A 20,603-nucleotide genomic window follows, 5' to 3' on the forward strand; every position below is an offset into this window, starting at 1 on the left:
AATACATGAATATTCAGATGTGTTTTCATATGAATATTCCATATTTTGTTGTTTCAGGCTTAAATGATCGGGATTGACACCTCTCAAAAAGTTGATGATTCTATGTCTGACTCTCACCCCTGAGGAATCCTAGTGCCAAAAAACAATCATGATAAATTATGACTGTTTTTTGGCAGCGGGTGCAAAGATACCTGCAATGAATACAGCAACCAATACGATGAGCATCGATTTTAGAAGACCATAGGATTCACCTAGAATTCCAATGACAGGAGGGCCGACCAAGAATGCCAGATACCCCAAGGTAGAAACGAATGCTACTCTTTCTGTTGCACCATTAGGATTATCACCTGCAGCAGATAAGCCCACAGGAAAGCCTAGTGAAGCCCCGATTCCCCAACAGAAGACACCGATTGAACCCCAATACGGATCAGTGTTGAAAATAACTATGCTTAAGCCAACTATTGCAAGAAGTGAAGATATTGCTAGTACGAGAACTCGTCCAAAGTGATCTAGTAAATTACCGCCCATTATTCGTCCGATCAGCATAGCGCCTAAGAAAATGCCATAGAAGATAGAGCCTGCCAAGTGTGTAACGTCATACGCATCAACAAAAAGAATCGGAATCCAGTCATTTGCTGCACCTTCGGCCAAAGCCATACCCATAACAATGATACCTACAAACAGAAGTCTGGTATCCTTAAATAGGTTAACTTTTGGTTGAGAGGTAATTTCCTCGCCCGTATGCTTTATTTTACCTGTGTGACTTGGGAGATGATCTATGACGCAATAGAGTGTAATCAACAAAATGAAACAGACGGCGATAATGTGAGTGAAGATGGGAATGTCTAAGATAATGGCTATTGATCCTATTCCGACGCCTATTAATGTTCCTGCGCTAAAAGAAGCATGGAGTGCAGGGAGGAATGTTTTTTTTGCACTCCTTTCAAGGGCTGCACCTTCCACATTCATAGCTACATCGACAATTCCGTACCCGACTCCAAAAATGAATAACCCTAAAAATACCAAAACATTCATTGCAAGCAGAGTGCTTAAACCAGAGACAAACAGTCCAGCGGAAACCACAATACTGCTACAAAATATCGTTTTTTTAGCTCCGACTCTCTTAATGAAGTAGCTTGCGGATATGAGACCAGCGATAGAGCCTAATGCAATGCCTAGTATGATCCATCCCATTGTTGAAGTAGAGGCCTGGAGAATATCTCTCACCTCAGGTGTTCTAGAAGTCCATGACGAGAAAGCCATACCCTGCAAAGCAAATAAAAGTAACATGGAGTTCTTCCATTTGCTCATATTGAGAACATTGATTTGATTACTCGATTTGTCCATAAATTACTCCCCATTACCTTTATAAGAGTTCTCCCCTTCAGTTACATAAGTTATAATATATCGTATTAATCATTTTATTTCTTATATTATTACATACTTTTTTTGTACAATATCGCAAATTAGGGAGGTTCAACAATGCAAACAGTCGTCCCAATAGACAGTTCTCTTAGAGAGGTAACTTCCCACAGTTCTTCTGGTTTTCCCATTAAGTATTATTTGGACCAAACTCAACATTATGCTCATCAAACGGTAAATCGTCATTGGCATGATGAATTAGAATTAGCTACAGTTTGGAAAGGTGTGGTGGATTATTGGATCGGGGATGAGAAAGTAAAACTGTATCCTGGGGAGGGGGTCTTTATAAATACTCGAGTTATTCACGGTTATACAGCAGAGCAACAAGCTCTGATTCCCAATTTGGTCTTTGCTCCAGAAATGATCTCAGCAGGTAATCATATGTTTTATCAGAAATTCGTATGGCCTATTTTACGATCGCAGACTGCCTTTGTTAAATTGAGGAGCGATGTTCTATGGCAAAAGACGATACTAGAATTGTTGGAAAAGGCATATCATTTGATTAATTCCGAGGAAGCAACAAAAGAATTAGATTTGAATATCTTACTCTCATCCATCTGGAGAAATATTTACTTGCATAACAATGCCTGTAATCAGATATCAAAGTCTACAAATGCAATCATGACTCAATCAAGACTTCGATTAATGCTTGAATTTATATATGAAAACTATAGCAATAAAATACAACTGATCGATATTGCATCTGCAGCTAGAGTCAGTAAAAGTGAAGCACTACGTTGTTTTAAAGATGGAACAGCTACTTCGCCTATCAATTATTTAATTCAATATAGATTGAATAAGGCAAAAGAACTATTACTTCATACTGAACTCACAATTACCGATATATCGTTTAAAGTTGGATTTGATAGTATTGCATATTTTGATCGTATGTTTAAACGAGCATTTGGAGTTACTCCACAAAATATACGGAAGTATGCAGACATTCCTCTTAACTAGGACGAGTCTCATTACTCGGAAAGGTATAGATTTGCCGAATTTAAGTTCTAAGAAAGGAACCTTTTCGCATGCGTGCCGGAGTAAGTCAAGAGAAAGTGACACAGCAGGGGGCGAAGAGGCAGTGAAAGATGCCCTTAAGTGAGATTAAGACAGGCTCAAGTTTATAATTTCCCCAAAAAAAGATCTCCGTCACTAAAACTACAGTGACGGAGATCTTTTTTTGGGTCTTCTATTATAGTATCGTGAAGTTGCTGGAGGATAAAGGGTGTATGAAGTGAAATGAAAGTAGGATTGTGCAAGGAATCTTATAATTGAATAGGGAGTAGAAAGAGGTCGAGAGGAGTTATCTCGATCTTTTTTTATGGAATTTGAGAAAAGCAGGGAGATTTTACGGGAGTTGGCTAAACTAGCGTTTTGCGATGTTCTTGCATCAAGAAATGTTGTCATTGAATCGACCTCCTATTGTCGGGATAAAGACAGTATATTCTAATGCTGCTAGAATGCATGGACTTACCATTAAGCGAAAAAAGGCTCCTCAAACCCAGTGAAGAGTGTATTTATTTTCTCTAAGATTTAACATACTTTTGAGTGAGTGTATATAAAGTTCTCATTATCAGAGAATATTTATATTCTAAAGCAAAGGGAGATGGAGAGAGTTGGATGAGCATTATATTCAGAAAATGATAGACATTTTGACTAATGCATTTAACCAAAAATTACTGAAGTAGACAAAGAGGCACGGGCTTACAGATATACTGATATATATTTCCAGCCTGTCAGTCCTGAAACTTTAACTAAATATGTGCAATCTAAAGATTTCCCTTTAGATGAGTTGCAAAGAACTATAGCAAAGAGATTAGAGGAATTAGCATATTTAATCCTTGAGCACAAAAAATACACTATGCATGAGGAGCAAGCTTGAAGCGAACCCTAATGCGATCGGTACGTAGGTAAGTGGAGTCGAACCGATGAACAATTCGCCCAAGCTTACAGGTGAGTAATCTAATGATTATAAGGGTGAGATTAAAGCCGAATCAAAAGAATGCGAGGTTTAGAAATCGTCGCTATTAGGGAATCACAACATATTGTTGATGGAATAATGGGGGACAAAATTCGTATTCTTCTATCGAGGGACAGAGAACATATTCCTAATAAAAAGTCGCTATTTGCGGCTTATTTGTTGTTTATCGATACAGTTTTTGTCTGATCCAAGACAAGAACTGTATCGATAACTCCCAAATGGCCTTGGACTCGTATGATAACTTAAAGACCATCTCCTCCTAAGCATTTAAAACGGTAACCTATTCAGTAATTAACGCTCTGCCAATCCAATAAGCACGCTAGTTTACAAGAGTCAGGGATTTCAAAAACACAAGATCATAGTGGACGGCTTGAAAGTGTATACACAGGGCATCATGTACTACATTATCAACCACATGACTTATTAGGCCAATACCATGAAGAGTATTCAACATTTGGGAAGTGATGCATAAAATTTAGAATATTGATCATTCTACTTGGAAACAGGACGTATTGTAAGGAGAACTGATTGATGATGTGGAAACAAATACTGGATCATGTACCTGAGCGAGGTGACTGGTTGGGCATAGTATGCTTAACGGTAGTACCTCTGTTCATTATGGGCCTCTTTCGTCAGCTCAAGCATACAGATGCAAGGTTGGGCCAGCGAAAGCAGAGAATGGAGAGTCCCCCTGCACAAGAGCAGTCGGTTGATCCCAGCCCTGTCTCAACCGCTACAGCTAATAAAGATTTACTATTTACAGATAATTATATAGCTAATATAAAACGATTTAAACAGGTTGCTCTGGATATGGATGATATTAATGAGCGGACATTTTATCTAAGCAACATAGATTGTCGTGCCGTCCTGTACTTTGTGGATGGTTTAACCGATAAGATGATGCTGGATCAAAATGTGATGAAACCGATGCTGGAGTGGGCAAGTAAACCGCTAAATCAGGATACGTTGACTCCTGAACAGCTGGTAACTTTGCTGGATCAACAGCTATTGTTAGTATCTGAGACTGAATTTGTAAAGGAGGTCGTTCCGAGCTTACGCAAGGTTTTGTTTGGTTCAGTGATCCTTTTGCTAGAAGGGGTTTCAGGGGCACTAATTCTGGGAACGTCAAAGGGAAAATCAAGATCGATTGAGGAGCCTGTCTCGGAATCGGTTCTACGGGGCCCAAGGATTGGCTTCACGGAAGTGTTAAGTGACAATACGGCAATGCTGCGTAGACACGGGGAAAGCAATGAACTTGCGATGGTCTCTTTCAAGGTTGGTACTCGAGTCGAGAGAGAATTGATGATCATTTATTTTCGGGATATCGCTAATCACGAACTGGTCGAGGAAGTCAAACGGCGTGTACGTGCAATCGATGTAGATGAAGTATTGGAGTCAGGTTATGTTGAACAATTAATTGAAGATAATTTCCTCAGCCCATTTGCTCAGATTCAAAACACGGAACGACCGGACAGGGTCATGGGGGCATTACTGGAAGGAAGGGTAGCGATTCTTTTGGATGGATCAACATATTCCCTGTTAATGCCAGTGACCTTTGCCATGATGTTACAATCACCTGAAGACTATTATGAACGTTGGATTCCCAGTTCGTTTATACGTTTCTTACGCTTTGTAGCGACCTTGATTTCGCTATTTGCCCCAGCCATCTATATTTCATTTATCTCGTTTCATCCGGGACTTATTCCTACTAGTTTGGTGATTTCAATCATCGGGACGAGGCAGGGTGTGCCTTTCTCCACTTTAGTTGAAGCACTGATTATGGAACTTGCGATTGAGATTTTGCGAGAGGCGGGACTGCGTTTACCGAAGCCAATTGGTCCAGCCATGGGTATTGTGGGGGGGCTGATTGTTGGACAAGCTGCAGTAGATGCTGGGATTGTAAGTCCTATACTAGTTATTATCGTTGCGTTGACTGCCATTTCTTCTTTTGCTACACCTATGTACAGTGCCGGAATTGCCATGCGTTTATTACGTTTCCCTATCATGTTCGTCGCTTCGATGTTCGGATTATATGGCGTGATCATGGCTTTTCTGTTTTTGGTCATCCATATGTTGAAATTGAAAAGCTTTGGCGTTCCCTATTTAGAGATGACTGTCTCGCCCTCCATTAAGGGATGGAAAGATTACTTGATTCGTGCTCCGCTACAGTTCATGCGGTATAGACCATGGCTGTTACAGACCAAGGACCGGAAACGCAAGAGCTAAACTAAACAATTACAATGAGGGGGAACCATGATGGCATCTGGGCTGAATGATTCAAACAAGCTTACAACATTACAAAGCATAAGTATGGCCATTATTTTTATTGTTGGGGTTGAGCTCTTTACTTTGCCCAGAGAAGTCGTATATGTCGTTAAGAGTGCAGATGCATGGTTATCCGTTACTCTCGGAGGATGTGTAATGTTGGTTCTGTCGTGGATGATGATACTGCTAAGCCGAAAATTTCCAGGATTGAACTTCTATGAATATGTACAGCAGATTGTTGGTACATGGGTTGGTAAAATCATTGGTCTGGTTGTAATCGCGTATTACATTCATTTGGGAAGTTATGAAATGCGGGCGATGGAGGAAGTGACATCGTTTTTTCTACTAGAAGGTACACCATGGTGGGCGATTCAGGCCTTATTTATCTGGGTTTCCTTGTACTTGTGTTTGGAGGGTACGAATGTGATCGCAAAAGTCTGCCAAAGCATTGTTCCGATTACGATTTCTATCTACATTCTAATATTGTTGCTGGGGCTGAAAAATTTTGACGTTAGTTCATTGCGTCCTTTTTTATCCAAGGGTTTGTCGCCCGTCTTTCATGGTATGGGTGCGACTACTTTGGCATTTAGTGGGAGCGAAATCATGTTATTCATTTTAGCCAAAATGGAAAAGCCTGAAAAAGCAGTCCGTATCATGGGGTGGGGAATCGGCACAGCCTTTATTCTCTACACGACAGCAACTGTACTGTGCATTGGTTCATTCACTGCGGAAGGGGTTGTGACCCGTGTTTGGCCTTTTTTCGACCTCACACGTAGCGTAGAAGTAGAGAATCTACCGTTGGAACGATTCGAATCCTTGCTCTTGTCGATCTGGATGATGGAAATTTTCGCCACATTTAGTATCGCGTTTTATTGTGCAGCATTGGGACTATCCCATGTGATGAAGATTCCTTATACACGAAGTCTTTGTATTTTGTTGCCCATTATGCTGATTGTGTCCCGCATCCCGCGGGATATCAACGAATTATTTGAAATGGGGAGATACATAGGAAAAGCGAACCTCTTTATATTCTCTGGTCTTTCTCTGATATTACTTCTCATTTCGGGCTGGAGGTCAAAATCAACATGATTAATTCCCGAAATTTCACAATAGCCCTGTTGATGGCTGGAGCAGGTATATTACTGACCGGATGCTGGAGTAGTTTACCTATTGAAGACCGGTATCTTGAGGCAGGAATTGCCTACGACATAGTACAACCTGAAAACAGAAGGACCCCTGACCAAATTGGCTACCCTACAAGACAGAAGATTCAAAGAACAGTGCAATATATTCTGCCCGATGCTGGAGCTAAGTCTAACAACTCTCATGGGAAAAAGTTTTATAACAAAGTGGAGACTGGGGATTCAATTATGGAGATGACAAGGGAGACTTATCTTTCAAACCATTCACCAGCGGGCTTTCATTTGAAGACGATTGTGATCAGTTCCAGGTTATTGCAAGAAATCAAGATGGATGAATTATTGGATTTTTATTTAGCAGATAATGATATTCGGCTTAGTCTACAGGTATATGTGACGCCAGGAACGGCCAGTGATATCCTGAAAGAAAATGCTTCCGGAGAAATCCCCGCTTTCCTGCTCAAAGAGCTGTCTGACAATCGTGGTCGCATCTCCCGGCTGATTAAACCCGTTACGCTTGCAAATCTGATTGGTCCGATAAAATCGGAATCTAGCTATCTTCTGCCAAATGTCAGTGTTGAACCAGGTGGTATAAAGCTCAAAGGTGCAGGGGTAATGAAAGGGAAGACCCAAAAATACGTTGGATACTTAAATGAATCCCAGGTCGAGGGCTTACAATGGATAAAAGGAGACATTCAAGGGGGGATATATAAAGTGAAGGAGCATGATTTGGATCAGCAGTTCGTATATGAGATTAAATCGCTCAAAAGTAAAATCAAAGCAACGGTGCAAGGGGATGATATCTCATTTCATGTTGACATCAACTCGCAAGGTCGTCTCTCTGAAGTCTACTCATCCAACATCAAGAAACTGAACAAACGCAAACTAGATCAATATTCCGCTATCGTGGAAGAAGAGGCGACAGCTCTCGTAAAGAATACAATGGACAAGCTTAAAAAAATGCATGTTGAGGTGGCCGATCTGGGCAAAGTCCTACGCATTCAGTATCCGTCCGTATGGGAAAAAGTGAAAGATAATTGGGAGGAAACATTCACCGCAATTCCAGTAACCTTTGGTGTGAAAGTGCATATTGAGGATTACGGAGCCTCTACACTGAGTTTAAACTAAGTCCGTGTACTAAACTAAAGGGGATGATTTTTGAGAATTATACAGTTCTATGGTTAGCAGAGCTAAAGTATAGACGGAAAGAAATCTATAATCAAGTGAGAAAAGATTTAATCGAAATTTTCAAACGTCTGTGTAAGTACAAGGGAGTAGAAATTATAGAAGGTCATATGATGCCCGATCATGTTCACATGTTGGTAGCGATTCCACCGAAAATGGCAGTCTCCACGTTCATGGGATATCTAAAGGGAAAAAGTTCACTAATGATATTCGAGAAGCATGCTCAGCTCAAAGTATAAATACGGCAATCGAAAGTTTTGGGCAGAAGGGTACTATGTGAGTACAGTGGGTCTAAATGAAGCAACGGTAAGAAAGTATATTCGTGAACAAGAAGCACATGATCAAGCGTTAGATAAGCTGAGTGTAAAAGAATACGAAGATCCATTCAGCAGTAATCGGAGCAAAAAGAAGTAAAACCAGTTTAACTGGTGAGTGAAAGTGACAAATAACACTGAGCCTGAACAGCCCTGCTGTCAGGCTAGCGTCTTTAGGCGCAGTTTGGCAACAGGGGGTTATACCCCAAGAGCAAACCACCCGTTGGACGGGTGGTTCCGATTAACGATTAGATAAATATCTAACTGAAGTTTACAGCTTTTTCATTAAGTTAACAGGCAGGGTCATGAGAGGTGAACTGTATCATAAATGACGGCGAAAATAGAGTGCTGGGGATAGTATCTATCTTGAACCGTCCTTTTTATGTGTATAAAAGTTAATTTTTATGACCATACTTAAGATACCCCAACAATGGTAGCGAGTCCAAGATTTGTTCCCACGCGATCGGAGTTCCTGATAGATTAAGCACCAAAATACAAGCCGTTGTTGATGCGTTAGGCAAGTTGCTTCGTTTCGAATCAACGGGCGGTATAAGTTCATGACTCCGTTAAGGGCTATGAACTTCTTCAAGCTATGGAACTGACGATGAAGCAAGTATTGGCCGATCGAGCGTATGATACCAATGCGATTCGAGCGCTTTAAATGAGCAAGAAGCAATTTCAGTGATTCCAAGCAGAAGAATCGCCGAGAGAATTCAACTATGATGGAGTTATATACAGAGAACGGCATTTAGTAGAATAATTTTTCAATAAAGTGAAAAATTATCGTCGTCTGGCCACTCGCTACGCTAAATTAGCCTGTACATTCAAGTTTTTTTTGACTCACTCTATGATGGAGTTAAAATTTCCTGGCGATATAATTTCGAAGGATGCTTCTTTTTTATTCTTTTGTGGTCAGCCTAATAATTGTTGCTTTTAAGAAGATTGAATCTACTAAATTTTAAGTTTAACAGTATTTGAATATCTTAAATAATTCAATGAAAAGTCGGAGTTAAACTAGCTTATGGACCTGAGTATGTTTGATAATATATAATCTGGATTAAGTATTTATGTTTCTTTAGAAAAGTAGAAGGCGAAACGATTTTATTTTAAATGAATAGAGTATGTTAAACTGAAACTGTTATCTAATACTAGATAGTGGTTTTTTTGCTGTATAATTAAGATTAGATATCGCAAAAACATTATCCATTATCATGAATAAAGATGCAAAGGGAGTTTTGCGCTTTTTCTCACTCATTATGAAAATCATTGAACAATTCAAATGGAATAATAAATTTCTCTCACTCATTATGAAAGTTTGTATTGATAAATAAGCATTTTTTGATGAGTTTTTCTCACTAATTATGACAACGCACAGTTGTGCGTTGTCATAATTAGTGATAATGTTTTCATAATTTATGAGAAAACTTTTTCATAATTTATGAGAAATGAATATTTATTCATCACGATGCATTCTTTTCAATTGTTCAAAGGGTCTCTGAGTGTATGTGATGTTTATTGGTGAAAATGGGATTTTATTATTGTATAGTAAAAAAATATAAGTAAAATAGGGGCTGTTTAAAACAGTCCCTATTTTACTTATATAGAAAAGCAAGTTTAAAAACATCTATGATAGATGTATCTTGATTTTACAGAAAAATATAGATTATATAGGAATAAGGAATTATGATAGGTATATATTGGCCATAGACCGTTAGGGGGATTAGCATGTATTTAAAAGAATTACGGATTTGGAATTTTAGGAAGTATGGGGTAGGTTCCAATAGTGACCCAGGAATCATTGTTCAATTCAATAGAAACTTTAATTTGCTCATAGGAGAAAACGATTCTGGTAAAAGTGCAATTATTGATGCGATTAAATTAACATTAGGAACATCAAGCGACGATAACTATAGAATTTCAGATGAAGATTTCCATGTGAATAGAGACGGTATTAGTGCGACAGAACTAAAGATTGATTGTATTTTTTCAGATTTAAAAGAAGAAGAGGCTGGTGTATATCTTGAATGGTTGTCTTTTGATGCTAACGGAGAATATGAACTTCAGATCAGACTTACCGCTGTTAAAATACCTAGCGAACTAGGAAGATCAGAAAGAATTGAGAGAAGTGTTAAAGCAGGATCAGAGAATGTTTCAAGTAGATTGGAAGGTATTGCACGTGAGCTGCTTAAGACTACATATTTAAAACCTTTGAGAGATGCCGAGAATGAGTTAAAACCAGGAATGCGATCTAGGTTAGCTCAAATTTTGAAGAATCATCAGGCATTCAGGAAAGTAGACGCTACAGAGAAACATCAATTAGAACTTTCTTTTGAAAAAGCAAATAAAGAAGTTGAAGATTATTTTGCACTTCCTTATACGGAAAATCCGGATCAAACTATTAAAAGTCAACTTAAAAATTATTTAGATGAATTTTTTCATATTCCCACGGGGGATGACAAAAAGTATGATTCTAAGTTTAAAATTTCACCAGTAAAACTAAACGAAATTCTAAAAAAACTAAGTCTTTTGCTTGATGAGATTCCATCAGGGTTAGGGAGCTTAAATTTATTGTTTATCGCTGCAGAATTACTTTTACATGAGGATATCTCTTTAATTGGCCCTAACATCACGCTCATTGAAGAAATTGAGGCTCACCTTCACCCACAAGCACAATTAAGACTCGTAAAGTACTTACAAACAAAACTCGCAGAGGATGGAGATACAGGGGGGCAGTTTTTCCTTACTACCCACAGTACTTCTTTGGCAGCTTCCACTCAACTAGAGCATACTTTGTTACTTTATGATGGTGTAGCTTATCCAATGAATTCAGAAAATACAAGCTTGGATAAAGACGATTATGAGTTCTTGGAGCGTTTTTTGGATTCAACCAAAGCTAATCTATTCTTTGCAAAAGGTATAATATTTGTTGAAGGTGACGCAGAGAACTTACTATTACCTGTAATGGCTGAACTTATAGATAGGCCACTACATAAATACGGAGTTTCTGTAGTAAATATAGGAAATACTGCTTTCAAAAGATATGCAAAAATCTTTTCTAGATCAGAAAAATGGTTTACTGAGTTTCCAGAATTAGAACTCCGGATTCCCGTTTCTATAGTTACTGATGTAGATGTTAGGCCAATGGCTTATTATACTGACAGGCAACAAGATAGTGATAAAGAGTTTAAAGACAAACAGATCTATATAATAGATGATGTTAATTATTTAACTATCTCTGAGAAACTTGATGTAGAATCAAGCGAATTAGAAGGACTTATTAATCATGTGTATGAAACCAAAGGAGCTTTAAAGGAACAATTACAAGTTTACAAGCCTAAAATTTCAAGTGATGATTTTAATGAAATAGTGGGAACTACTACTAAAGTGGTTAACGTAGATACTATTGTTTCTCTTAGAGAAGCAAGAATTAAGAGCATTTCAGAAGAATATGAAAATTTACAGGCTAACATTAAAACATATGTTGCTCCAAATTGGACATTAGAATATGAAGTTGCCCTGAGTGGCTTACGTAATCAGTTACTTGAAGCAATGCATCAGATCAGATATAAAGAACCAGATTCAAGTTTAAATCAAAGAAAATTAAGTGCGTTGATTGAAAGCATCGAAGAATTGGAAGATGAAGAGTCGAAAGCATTTGAGATATATAAGCCATTATTAAAAAAGAATATATCCAAAGCCTCGACCGCACAAGCTTTAGCACGGATTTTAAAAAGAGATGCAGCGATAAAGGAAATTTTCTTGAAAGACAGCCACTTAGCTTATCTTAGAAATGCGATCTATCATGTGACTGAAGGAGAGCATAACCAATGAGGATAAGTGATGAAGAAATTTTGCTGGTTCAAGAACAGTTACTTGGCTCTGGCTTTGAGTTTAATGATCAGCAGAAAAATGTTATTAGATTTCAAGGCAATAATGATTTTATTGCTTGTCCAGGAAGTGGGAAGACAACTGTGCTGATAGCTAAGCTGGCTATCATTATGAAGAAACTGAAACAAGAAAGTCCTAATCAAGGTATTTGTATAATTACACATACAAATGTTGGTGTAGATGAAATACGTTCTAGTTTAAAAAAAACAGGAATCTCTGATGTTGAATATCCTCATTTTATTGGCACTATTCATGAATTTTTTAATCGTTTCTTTTCAATTAAGGCATACGGTTTACTTATTAAGGATAGAAAGTTTAATTTATTGGAAGATGAAGACTATAGAGACAGATTCGGAAAGCGTTTCATGGAAGTGCATAGGCCTATTTGGTACAAAGCTGGAAACAACCCACCAGGTAAAGCAACACTCTCTAAAATCATGTTAGAAATCATACAGGGTGGAGATTTGAATTTAATTGGATTGGAAACTAAAAGTGACGACTATAGAGATAGTCTCTTGAAAACATTAGCTGACATGTTTAATAACGGAAACTTGCGTCATGAGGATACAGTAACTTTGGCTGATTGGTATGTAAATGAAAACTTACTTAAAATAAGGTCCGCTTTCAGTCAGAGATTTAAGTATATGTTTATTGATGAGGCTCAAGATACAAGTGATCCACAGATGAAGGTCATCTCAAAAATCACTGAAGATAACTCAGAAATAACAGTACAAAGTTATGGTGATCCGTATCAATCACTATATAACCTAGATGGTGATTCACCTGATGCGTGGAAACCAGATGAGGAAACGTCACCTCAGATATCTTTAAGTAACCGTTTTGGAGATCGAATAGCTGCAGTTTTGAGAACTACATGCGTTGCTCCTTATCCAATATTGCAAGGGAATCCTTCTATATTTTCTCAAAAACCTCATGCTTTCGTATATTCTGAAGAGAGACGTAATCAGGTTCTTTCAAAATATGCGGAGACCCTTAAGCAAATTAGTAAAAAAAATTCAGAGATACCCTTAGATAGTGGGAAAATCTGCGCTGTTTCTAGTCATCATGTTGCTTTAAATCAATTTTATGCGGGGTATGAAAAAGGACTCAAACTAAGCTCTAAAATATCTCTACAAAAACAATGTTTATACGAATTTCAAAAAATGTTATACAGCATGTTATACGAAAAGATAATAAATAATAGATCCTCTTCTGGGGCGCATAGTTTAAAGGAATTTATTAAAGAATTTGAAGATAAAAGGTCGCTTTCGTCTAACTTAAACTTACGCACTTTTTTGGTAGTATGGATGAAGAATATAAAGAATTTCCAATCTATGAATTTTAATGATTTTGAAAAAGAGTTAATTAATTGGTTTCAGGAAAGGTACTCAATCGAAGTGTCTAGCGAGGATGTGTTGTCTAGAATAAGTGGACTAGAAAAGCAAATCCAAAAAATTCTGAGTTTTGAAACAAGTACTGCAGGTGTTCAAGACAATACTTATGATTATGATGGTATTCAGATCAACTTAAACACTATACATGGTGTTAAAGGCGAAACTCATTGTGCAACTTTGTTACTTGAATCTAGCTTCCATAGAGATGGGCTACCTGGTACAGATGTAACTGATGTCTTAGATTATATGGCAGGGGAGTTTGATCAGGTATTGTGTACTGATCCGAATATAAATAAGTCGTTAAAACTTGCATACGTGGCCTTTAGCAGACCTAGATACTTCGTTGGGGTAGCATTCAATAAAACTAATGTAAGTGTAGAGCAAATAGCCAAATTAGAACGCAGTGGTTGGGAAATAGTAGAGGTTTAAACTGTTATTAATATGCTCACCCAATTATTTTGTGGTGAGCTTTATTGTCATTTATGAATTCGTTAGAAGTTGTAGTCCAATGGAAGGAGTGAAGTAATGAAAATATTCAGTATATCTGAAGATCAGATAGAAAAAGTGACCAATTTTCTCATTGAAAATCAATTGATCCTCCATCCCAATATTTCTCCGAAAGGAACTCCGGACTTTTCGAATTACTCTGGAAGAACAAAACCATTCCCAAAGCAAGTGAAAGAACTTTAAAAAAAAGGCGAGCAAAATAGACAGATGCATTACACCATGTGCAGAAGAGAGAATTTTTTGAGTAAGACTTTACACGCAGTTGCATTAGTAGGATCCTCTGCTACGGCAGTATTGACTTTTGCAGAGTATAAAACCTTTGTTCCTTTGTTTTCTGTTTCGACTGAATGAAAGTAAGATCACTAAAGTTTCTCCTGTTGAAGCTATCAATGGCTTTGGAAAATTTTATTTTTAGGGGCTTTCAACGGACCTATGGAATAGGACCTTGCTGAGGGTACTATGAAGAGTGTTATATGTATAAAATCAATAATTTTTATAATATTATTTATTGAAATTAATACATGTAAATCAATACACATATTGACAATTTATTTGGAAAAATTTAAAATAAATTTTGTTGCTGGCCAGTATACATATAATGGATTGTAAGTAAAATTATAAAGAGAAGAGTGAGAAGAGAATGAAGTGGACAAAACGAATAGCTGCTGTTCTTTCTATGGTAATAGCGATCAATACAGTAACAATTGGTGCAGCATCTGCAGATAACTCTACTGTAGAAGAGCAAATTAACTTTGGACAAACAGTAGAGAGTAATTACGTTGAAGATCAACATGATCAGGAGATGCGTGCAGCTTTTGAGGCAATTTCTAGAGGTGAAATTGTACGACCAGACTCTTTCAATGCACAACCTTTTATAGTTGGAGGAATTGTAAGACTGGCTACTTTAATATTTAAGAATGTTGCCAAAGGAGCTAAGGTAACAGTTAAAGCAACTGTTAGAAACGTTGTTACCGAGGTAAGTGCACATGCAGTTGAGCGAGCAATTGAGCGTGGTATATCTGGTTTGCAAATGGATAATGTATTGTCTGAAAAATCATCGGGAATGTTTGCAGTAGAGAAATATTATGATACTAACTACTCCAACTCTCGTATTATGCTAGATAGAAATAATAAAGTGGTAATTGTTATTGATAACGCATTGAATACAATTATCACTACTTATAAATTAGATAGTGTTAGTACAGTTCAAAATCGTATTACAGAAGGCCGTTGGATCAAAGGCGGTTTTAAGTTTAAATAATATAAGTTATAATAAAAAGAAAAGTGGAGAGAGGAGATAATTCTCTCTCCACTTTTATAATTATGGAGGTAAACATGCCTATATTAAAAGATCAGAATTATCCTGGTAACTTTATTGAATTATCTATTGTTAAACATAATCCGCTCCCAGGTGAAGGTAGTTATTTTAATTATAAGTACTACATTAACTCTGAGTTGATTAGAGAAGTAAAATTTGGTTGGACCAACATGGTCCTAAATAGTTTTCTTCCTATGCTGAAGGAGTTTCCTGAAGAAAAGTGGAAGGGTTACTTTAGTCATTTTGAAGAGAATATGGAAATGAAATGGATGCATGAATATAAAACAGATTTGTATTTAATTATCTTTATGGATTTGGGTCAATTATTCACATTGAAAGCATCTAAAGAAGCGATTAGGGAATTTGGAAATCAGTTCGAAAAGGAACTTAAGTCATTTCTAAATTAACCGAAATGTAGGAGCAACCTGACTTTATACTAGGATTACTCCTCAAATGCTTCTTATACAAAGAAATGCTAGCTTAAAGTATCCTACTCGATCGTTTAAGATCGAGTTTTTGCGTTGAAGAGTTAAATCCTTACTCTTAATCCATTAGGATTTAAAAAATCTACATTCAGCAAAATGCTATATTTAGGACTTAGTATTATGCTAAAGACAGAGGTGATTAATTGAACACATCAAAAAAGCGCGTCCAACTAATTGATGGGCTGCGCGGATTTAGTCTGGCCGGCATCGTGTTGGCGAATATGCTGGCTTTCCAATATGGAATGTTCGGCCAGAGTGAACCCCAACTGTTAGAGATCGTTGGAGCAGACCGTGCGGTTCACTCGTTCCTTCTTATCACTGTGGTGGGTAGTTTTATGCCGATTTTTGCATTTATGTTTGGCTTTGGAATGATTAAGCTATCGGAAAGTCTAAAATCACGAGAGTTACGACCAAAATGTCATTTGGCCCGCCGATTCCTACTGTTGTTGGGTATTGGAATACTGCACATAACATATCTTTGGGAAGGGGACATCCTGACGATTTACGGTGTACTCGGTTTCTTCTTGCTTATATTCCTTAATAGGAAACCGAAAACGCTATTAATCTGGGCGTTAATGCTACTCACTGGAGTTGGGTTGCTGGGCCTTCCGGCTTCCAATCCGATGGACCCGCTTGCTAATTTATCCACACATATGGAGAATTACATCAAACAGAGTCAGGATGTTTATGGAAATGGTAGCTACGCAGAGATTAGGGATTTTAGTAATAACGCCGATCCATTCGGTGGGGAGTTGGATGCAGTATACCTACTGTTGGCTTTGATGTTAGCTCCTCTTATGACAATACCAATGTTCCTGCTTGGCATGCGTGCTGCCAGAATCGGCACGTTTAATGATCCACAAGCGATGCGACCTATGTATATTCGTCGTGCCTCGTTTCTGATTCCAGTAGGTTTGATGCTCAAAGCTTACGGTGTGCTGGGACCGCAACTCGGTGCGAAAGAATGGCCCGGCATCGGCATTGGAACGACTCTCGGAGGGACATTGCTTGCACTAGGCTACATTTACGTATTTGCTCTGCTTTATACGGTAAACAGCCGCGCCAGCCTGTTCGTTAAGTTTGAGGCGGTTGGTCGTCTCTCATTGACGAATTACCTAATGCAGAGTGTAATCTGTACAACGATTTATTACGGATACGGATTGGGGCTGTTTGGCCACGCTGGAGTGTTCTTCGGAGCGATTATTGCGCTTTCTGTGTACGGTATTCAATTATGGTTTAGTCCGCTATATCTAAAAAAATTTAGCACCGGGCCAGTCGAGTACGTCCTACGGATTGGGACATATTTGTCCTGGAAAGGGCAGCCAAGAAAAACGAAAAGAACGCACCAAACTTCTCAATAAAGCACGATGGCATCAACTGAGCATGAGACTTTGCCGGGAAACGCAATAAGAAGCCTGTTCTGATATAAAGTGTACCCTTTGTAAAGGACATTTTGAAAAAAACTAGGCAACTTGTTGAAGCTGCTGTCTGTATTTTACAGGCGGCAGCTTTTTCAAATTCCATTGCCCTCGATAATGATTGTAGTACGTCATATAACTCTTAATTTCTCGTTTTACTTCTTCTAATGTTTCGCATTCTTTGATATTCGTTTCATCCTTAAAATGCCCAAAGAACGATTCTTGGGGAGCATTATCCCAACAATTTCCTCGACGTGACATGGATTGTCTTAATCCCATTTTCTTCACTACGGATTGGAATTGTGGATTCGTATAATGAAAGCCTTGATCGGAATGGATCAACGCATCTTTGGTTAAATGGCGATGCTTCTGTAATTTACGAAGCGTGTTTAGCGCAATTCCTATACTTAACGAAGAAGAAACTTCATACGCTAAAATTTCATTCGTCTGTGCGTCTTTAATCGTCGATAAATACGCACGTTTATTGCCTTTGTACGTTAAATATGTGATATCGGTTAATAACACCTTTCCCGCCTCGCCTGGCTTAAAATTGCGCTGTAATTCGTTTGGACATGTGCGATGTTCTTTCGTTGCTTTTGCCATTCTACGGGCTGGATTAGCCTTTCGAATGGGACAGATGATCTCAAATTTCTTCATGATCCGGCGAATCCGCTTCAAGTTGTACGTCACTTTGTACTGATTTTCTAACGTCATTTTGATTTGGCGTGCTCCTTTTTTTCGTCCACGAAAATGATACGCCTTTAAAATAATTCCCTTTACAATCTCATCTGTTTTGGCTTTAGCTACACGCTTCTGCACTGATTTTTTAGAGAAGTAATTGTAGTATCCAGAACGTGATACTTCCATAACAGCGCATAGATAGCTGATTAACCGTTTCATTTTATACGTTCTGCTCGTCCGATAAATGAGTTCAAACTTCAGCTCTGGTGCCACTTTTATTTCTTCTTCAACATCTGCCTTTCGAGTAGATCGAGTTTTTTTAGCAGTTCATTTTCCGCTCGTAACAATTGATTTTTTGCTTCTAATCGTTCAATCTTTTGTTCTAATGTTAATTCACGTTCCGAAGGGCGACCTGAATTCGTTTTACGTGTATCCTGTAAGCCCTCTACACCTGCTTCACGATACGAAGCACGCCAACGTTTTGCGCAAGAACGAACACGCTCCAAACCAATACATAGGGCATCTAAGCCCGCTGCCTCAAAAATATCTCGTGGCAGTTTCCCCTGTTCATTTTGAGCAATGAAATGGCGCTTAAATTCATCTGTGTACGTAATCGCCTTTTCACTAACAGCAATTACATTTGGATTCCGTTTTAGCAGTTCTTGTTCTTTCTTTGTCAGCAATCTTTTCGTCATAACATTTCCGCTCCAACCTCTTTTTTTTCATTATAAACAAAATACCCTATAAGATGGGCTTTTTTCAAAGTGTCCATCTTATAGGGTACATTTTAATAAAGGATTGGGTTTCTTTTTGCATTATTAGGTGTGATGTCTTGTTGTGTGAAAAAGGTGATATATCGGTAGTGGATAATAAGAAGTGTAAATTTTGAAGTTAGTTAGAGACCTCAATAGGATGTTGTTAGTTAAATTTTCGAACGTAAGATTACATTGATTCATAATTAAATTTCAACTAGTTGAAGTTGAGGGCGAAGATAAAAAAACGTTTTTAGTAATCGTACTGTTGTTTACATAGATTCTAAACAACAGCAAGTGCTTCAAATAAATATTATTTGCTAAAGGGCATGACACTATAAATCGTTTTATTTTGTAATGCTTTTCCAATAGTATATTTTCCTTCGGTTTATCCAAAGGTGTGCCCGCAATGCTTATCAGATAATATGTACTATAAATGTGTCTGGAGGTGTGTGGGATATACAATTTGTCATATTCATCATTGCATCATGCAACAACAATGCTATTGTGGAAGGAAAATTATAAGTTTATCTCCTGGAATAGGACAATGTAAATGCGGAATGGAATTGAAAATGCTACCTTATACCGTTATCGAACAACCGAAGGATAATCATAATGTTTTCTTTCAAGCTATGTTTACGAAGCAAATATCAAAATATCTAAACTTTAATAAATACGTATTCCGTTTCATTATAGAGAGTTTGTAGAATTATTTTTTAGGCTCGTTAATATCGATTATCAAAATAAATTTCAAAATCTCTCTTATTTGAAAGGAAATCAACGGAACGAGGAAGGATTCAGACACTCATTAGAGAAAGTCTACTCCTTCATGTCTAGTAGGGATAGACAGCTTAATGAGTTACTTTTCAGTGTAGACCAATCCATTTTTAGTGACAAAAAATTCAGACTGAAAGAAGATCTAAACATGAGGTGTTTCGATTCAGTCAGAGGTGAAATTGAATTATATCTTAGTGAGAAAAAAGAGACGCATCATTTTCCAAGGTCTCATTTCAATGATGAGATCGTTAAATCTTTGACGAGAGCCGCTTCTTACATGGTGCTCTACCTATGGATATAACGCGTATCCTTCCAATGAGAAGGTGTTGTCTATTTATATTGCGACAATGGTTTTGGAAGGATATAAAGCTAGTACGATTAATAGGAGAATCGATGCTATTAGATATGCTCATCTGGCGAAAGGTTATCTTCCACCTGATACAAAACTGGTCCAGCCTCTTATTGAAGGAGCCAAAATTGCTTATAATACCGATAAGGAGAGCAAAAAGCGTATTAGCAAAAATGATCTTAATAAAATGCTCGATAGAATTCCGGATAGCTTGAAAGGAGTGCGAGATAAGGCTTTATTGCTTTTGGGTTATCATGGTAAATTGTTTAGGGAGGAAATGGTCTCACTTAATGTGGAGAATTTAGATTTAGTTTCTTCTAAAAAATATGCGAAGGTTCACTACAAACGAAAAAGAGGGAACAGTCGGACATATGATCTTAAACAAGAATATGTGATTCTATCCATGGAAAAGAGGAAATGTCCTGTGTTAGCTCTCAAGGAGTGGTTGGAGATATCGGGGCTCCTTACAGGGCCTTTATTTCGGTCTATAAATAAGCATGGGCATATCAGTAATTCCCCATCATCCGGAAAAAGTGTTGAAAATATTGTTAAAGAGTATGCAGGGCGAGCGGGGATGGATGAAAAATGGTATTCAAGTAGCAGCTTTAAATAAAAGGTTCATCCCTGTGAAAAAAATTTAAATGTATTTATGAATTGTAAAAAAGAGAGGGGATTAAATGAAAAAGTCACGTTTGAGGAATACGTTTTTGATTAAGAATGTAATTCTATTA

Annotated in this window: 14 protein-coding genes and 1 pseudogene; 13 read left to right on the forward strand and 2 right to left on the reverse strand. The window is 37.7% G+C overall.

The features are described 5' to 3' along the window. Positions 1–156 precede the first annotated feature (156 nt). Positions 157–1,347: an MFS transporter gene (locus AC4E8D_RS03265; RefSeq protein WP_490205847.1), complete on the reverse strand. Its 1,191-nt coding sequence runs from the start codon at positions 1,345–1,347 to the stop codon at positions 157–159. A 135-nt stretch (positions 1,348–1,482) separates the two neighbouring features. Here AC4E8D_RS03265 and AC4E8D_RS03270 point away from each other — a divergent pair, with 135 nt between their 5' ends. The 11 genes and pseudogenes from AC4E8D_RS03270 (at position 1,483) to AC4E8D_RS03320 (ending at position 17,256) form a co-directional block, all read left to right on the forward strand. Beyond that, complete coding sequence (locus tag AC4E8D_RS03270) at positions 1,483–2,379, forward strand: AraC family transcriptional regulator (protein WP_490205848.1); 897 nt, start codon at positions 1,483–1,485, stop codon at positions 2,377–2,379. Between the two features lie 1,555 nt (positions 2,380–3,934). Then, positions 3,935–5,626, forward strand: coding sequence for a spore germination protein (locus AC4E8D_RS03275; RefSeq protein ID WP_490206462.1), 1,692 nt, complete (start codon positions 3,935–3,937; stop codon positions 5,624–5,626). Between the two features lie 27 nt (positions 5,627–5,653). Further along, complete coding sequence (locus tag AC4E8D_RS03280) at positions 5,654–6,754, forward strand: GerAB/ArcD/ProY family transporter (RefSeq protein WP_490205849.1); 1,101 nt, start codon at positions 5,654–5,656, stop codon at positions 6,752–6,754. After that, the gene (locus tag AC4E8D_RS03285) at positions 6,751–7,932 is read left to right on the forward strand and encodes a Ger(x)C family spore germination protein (protein WP_490205850.1); all 1,182 of its coding nucleotides are present in this window, start codon (positions 6,751–6,753) and stop codon (positions 7,930–7,932) included. Before AC4E8D_RS03280 ends, AC4E8D_RS03285 begins: the two co-directional genes overlap by 4 nt. A 65-nt stretch (positions 7,933–7,997) precedes the next feature. Further along, positions 7,998–8,403 (forward strand): annotated as a pseudogene (tnpA, locus tag AC4E8D_RS03290) (IS200/IS605 family transposase); the annotation flags it as partial. Between the two features lie 1,625 nt (positions 8,404–10,028). Next, positions 10,029–12,134, forward strand: a complete 2,106-nt coding sequence (locus AC4E8D_RS03295) for an AAA family ATPase (RefSeq protein ID WP_490205851.1) — start codon at positions 10,029–10,031, stop codon at positions 12,132–12,134. Further along, a complete protein-coding gene (locus AC4E8D_RS03300; protein ID WP_490205852.1) occupies positions 12,131–14,014 on the forward strand; it encodes a UvrD-helicase domain-containing protein in 1,884 nt (627 codons plus the stop codon). The genes AC4E8D_RS03295 and AC4E8D_RS03300 overlap by 4 nt, the downstream gene beginning before the upstream one ends. Before the next feature lie 96 nt (positions 14,015–14,110). Beyond that, on the forward strand, positions 14,111–14,275 hold the full coding sequence (locus tag AC4E8D_RS03305; RefSeq protein ID WP_490205853.1) for a hypothetical protein: 165 nt from the start codon (positions 14,111–14,113) through the stop codon (positions 14,273–14,275). Positions 14,276–14,732: 457 nt separating this feature from the next. Next, positions 14,733–15,353, forward strand: coding sequence for a DUF4258 domain-containing protein (locus AC4E8D_RS03310; RefSeq protein WP_490205854.1), 621 nt, complete (start codon positions 14,733–14,735; stop codon positions 15,351–15,353). 74 nt (positions 15,354–15,427) lie between these two features. Then, the gene (locus AC4E8D_RS03315; RefSeq protein WP_490205855.1) at positions 15,428–15,817 is read left to right on the forward strand and encodes a hypothetical protein; all 390 of its coding nucleotides are present in this window, start codon (positions 15,428–15,430) and stop codon (positions 15,815–15,817) included. A gap of 221 nt (positions 15,818–16,038) precedes the next feature. Next, entirely contained in the window at positions 16,039–17,256 is a 1,218-nt protein-coding gene (locus tag AC4E8D_RS03320; protein ID WP_490205856.1) for a DUF418 domain-containing protein, read from the forward strand. 102 nt (positions 17,257–17,358) lie between these two features. On the opposite strand, the gene AC4E8D_RS03325 is transcribed toward AC4E8D_RS03320, so the two are convergent. Continuing rightward, positions 17,359–18,689 (reverse strand): IS3 family transposase gene (locus tag AC4E8D_RS03325; RefSeq protein WP_490204968.1). Its coding sequence is split into 2 segments (ribosomal slippage): positions 17,359–18,308 and positions 18,308–18,689, totalling 1,332 coding nucleotides; the frame shifts between segments, so codons are not numbered across the junction. Positions 18,690–19,144: 455 nt separating this feature from the next. Between AC4E8D_RS03325 and AC4E8D_RS03330 the strand changes: the two genes are divergently transcribed. Both AC4E8D_RS03330 and AC4E8D_RS03335 read left to right on the forward strand, forming a co-directional pair. Further along, positions 19,145–19,453, forward strand: a complete 309-nt coding sequence (locus AC4E8D_RS03330) for a hypothetical protein (protein ID WP_490205857.1) — start codon at positions 19,145–19,147, stop codon at positions 19,451–19,453. Between the two features lie 396 nt (positions 19,454–19,849). After that, positions 19,850–20,485 (forward strand): site-specific integrase, encoded by a 636-nt coding sequence (locus AC4E8D_RS03335; protein ID WP_490205858.1) that lies wholly within the window; start codon positions 19,850–19,852, stop codon positions 20,483–20,485. The last annotated feature ends 118 nt before the right edge of the window (positions 20,486–20,603 follow it).

The organism is Paenibacillus sp. SRL342 (assembly GCF_984798905.1).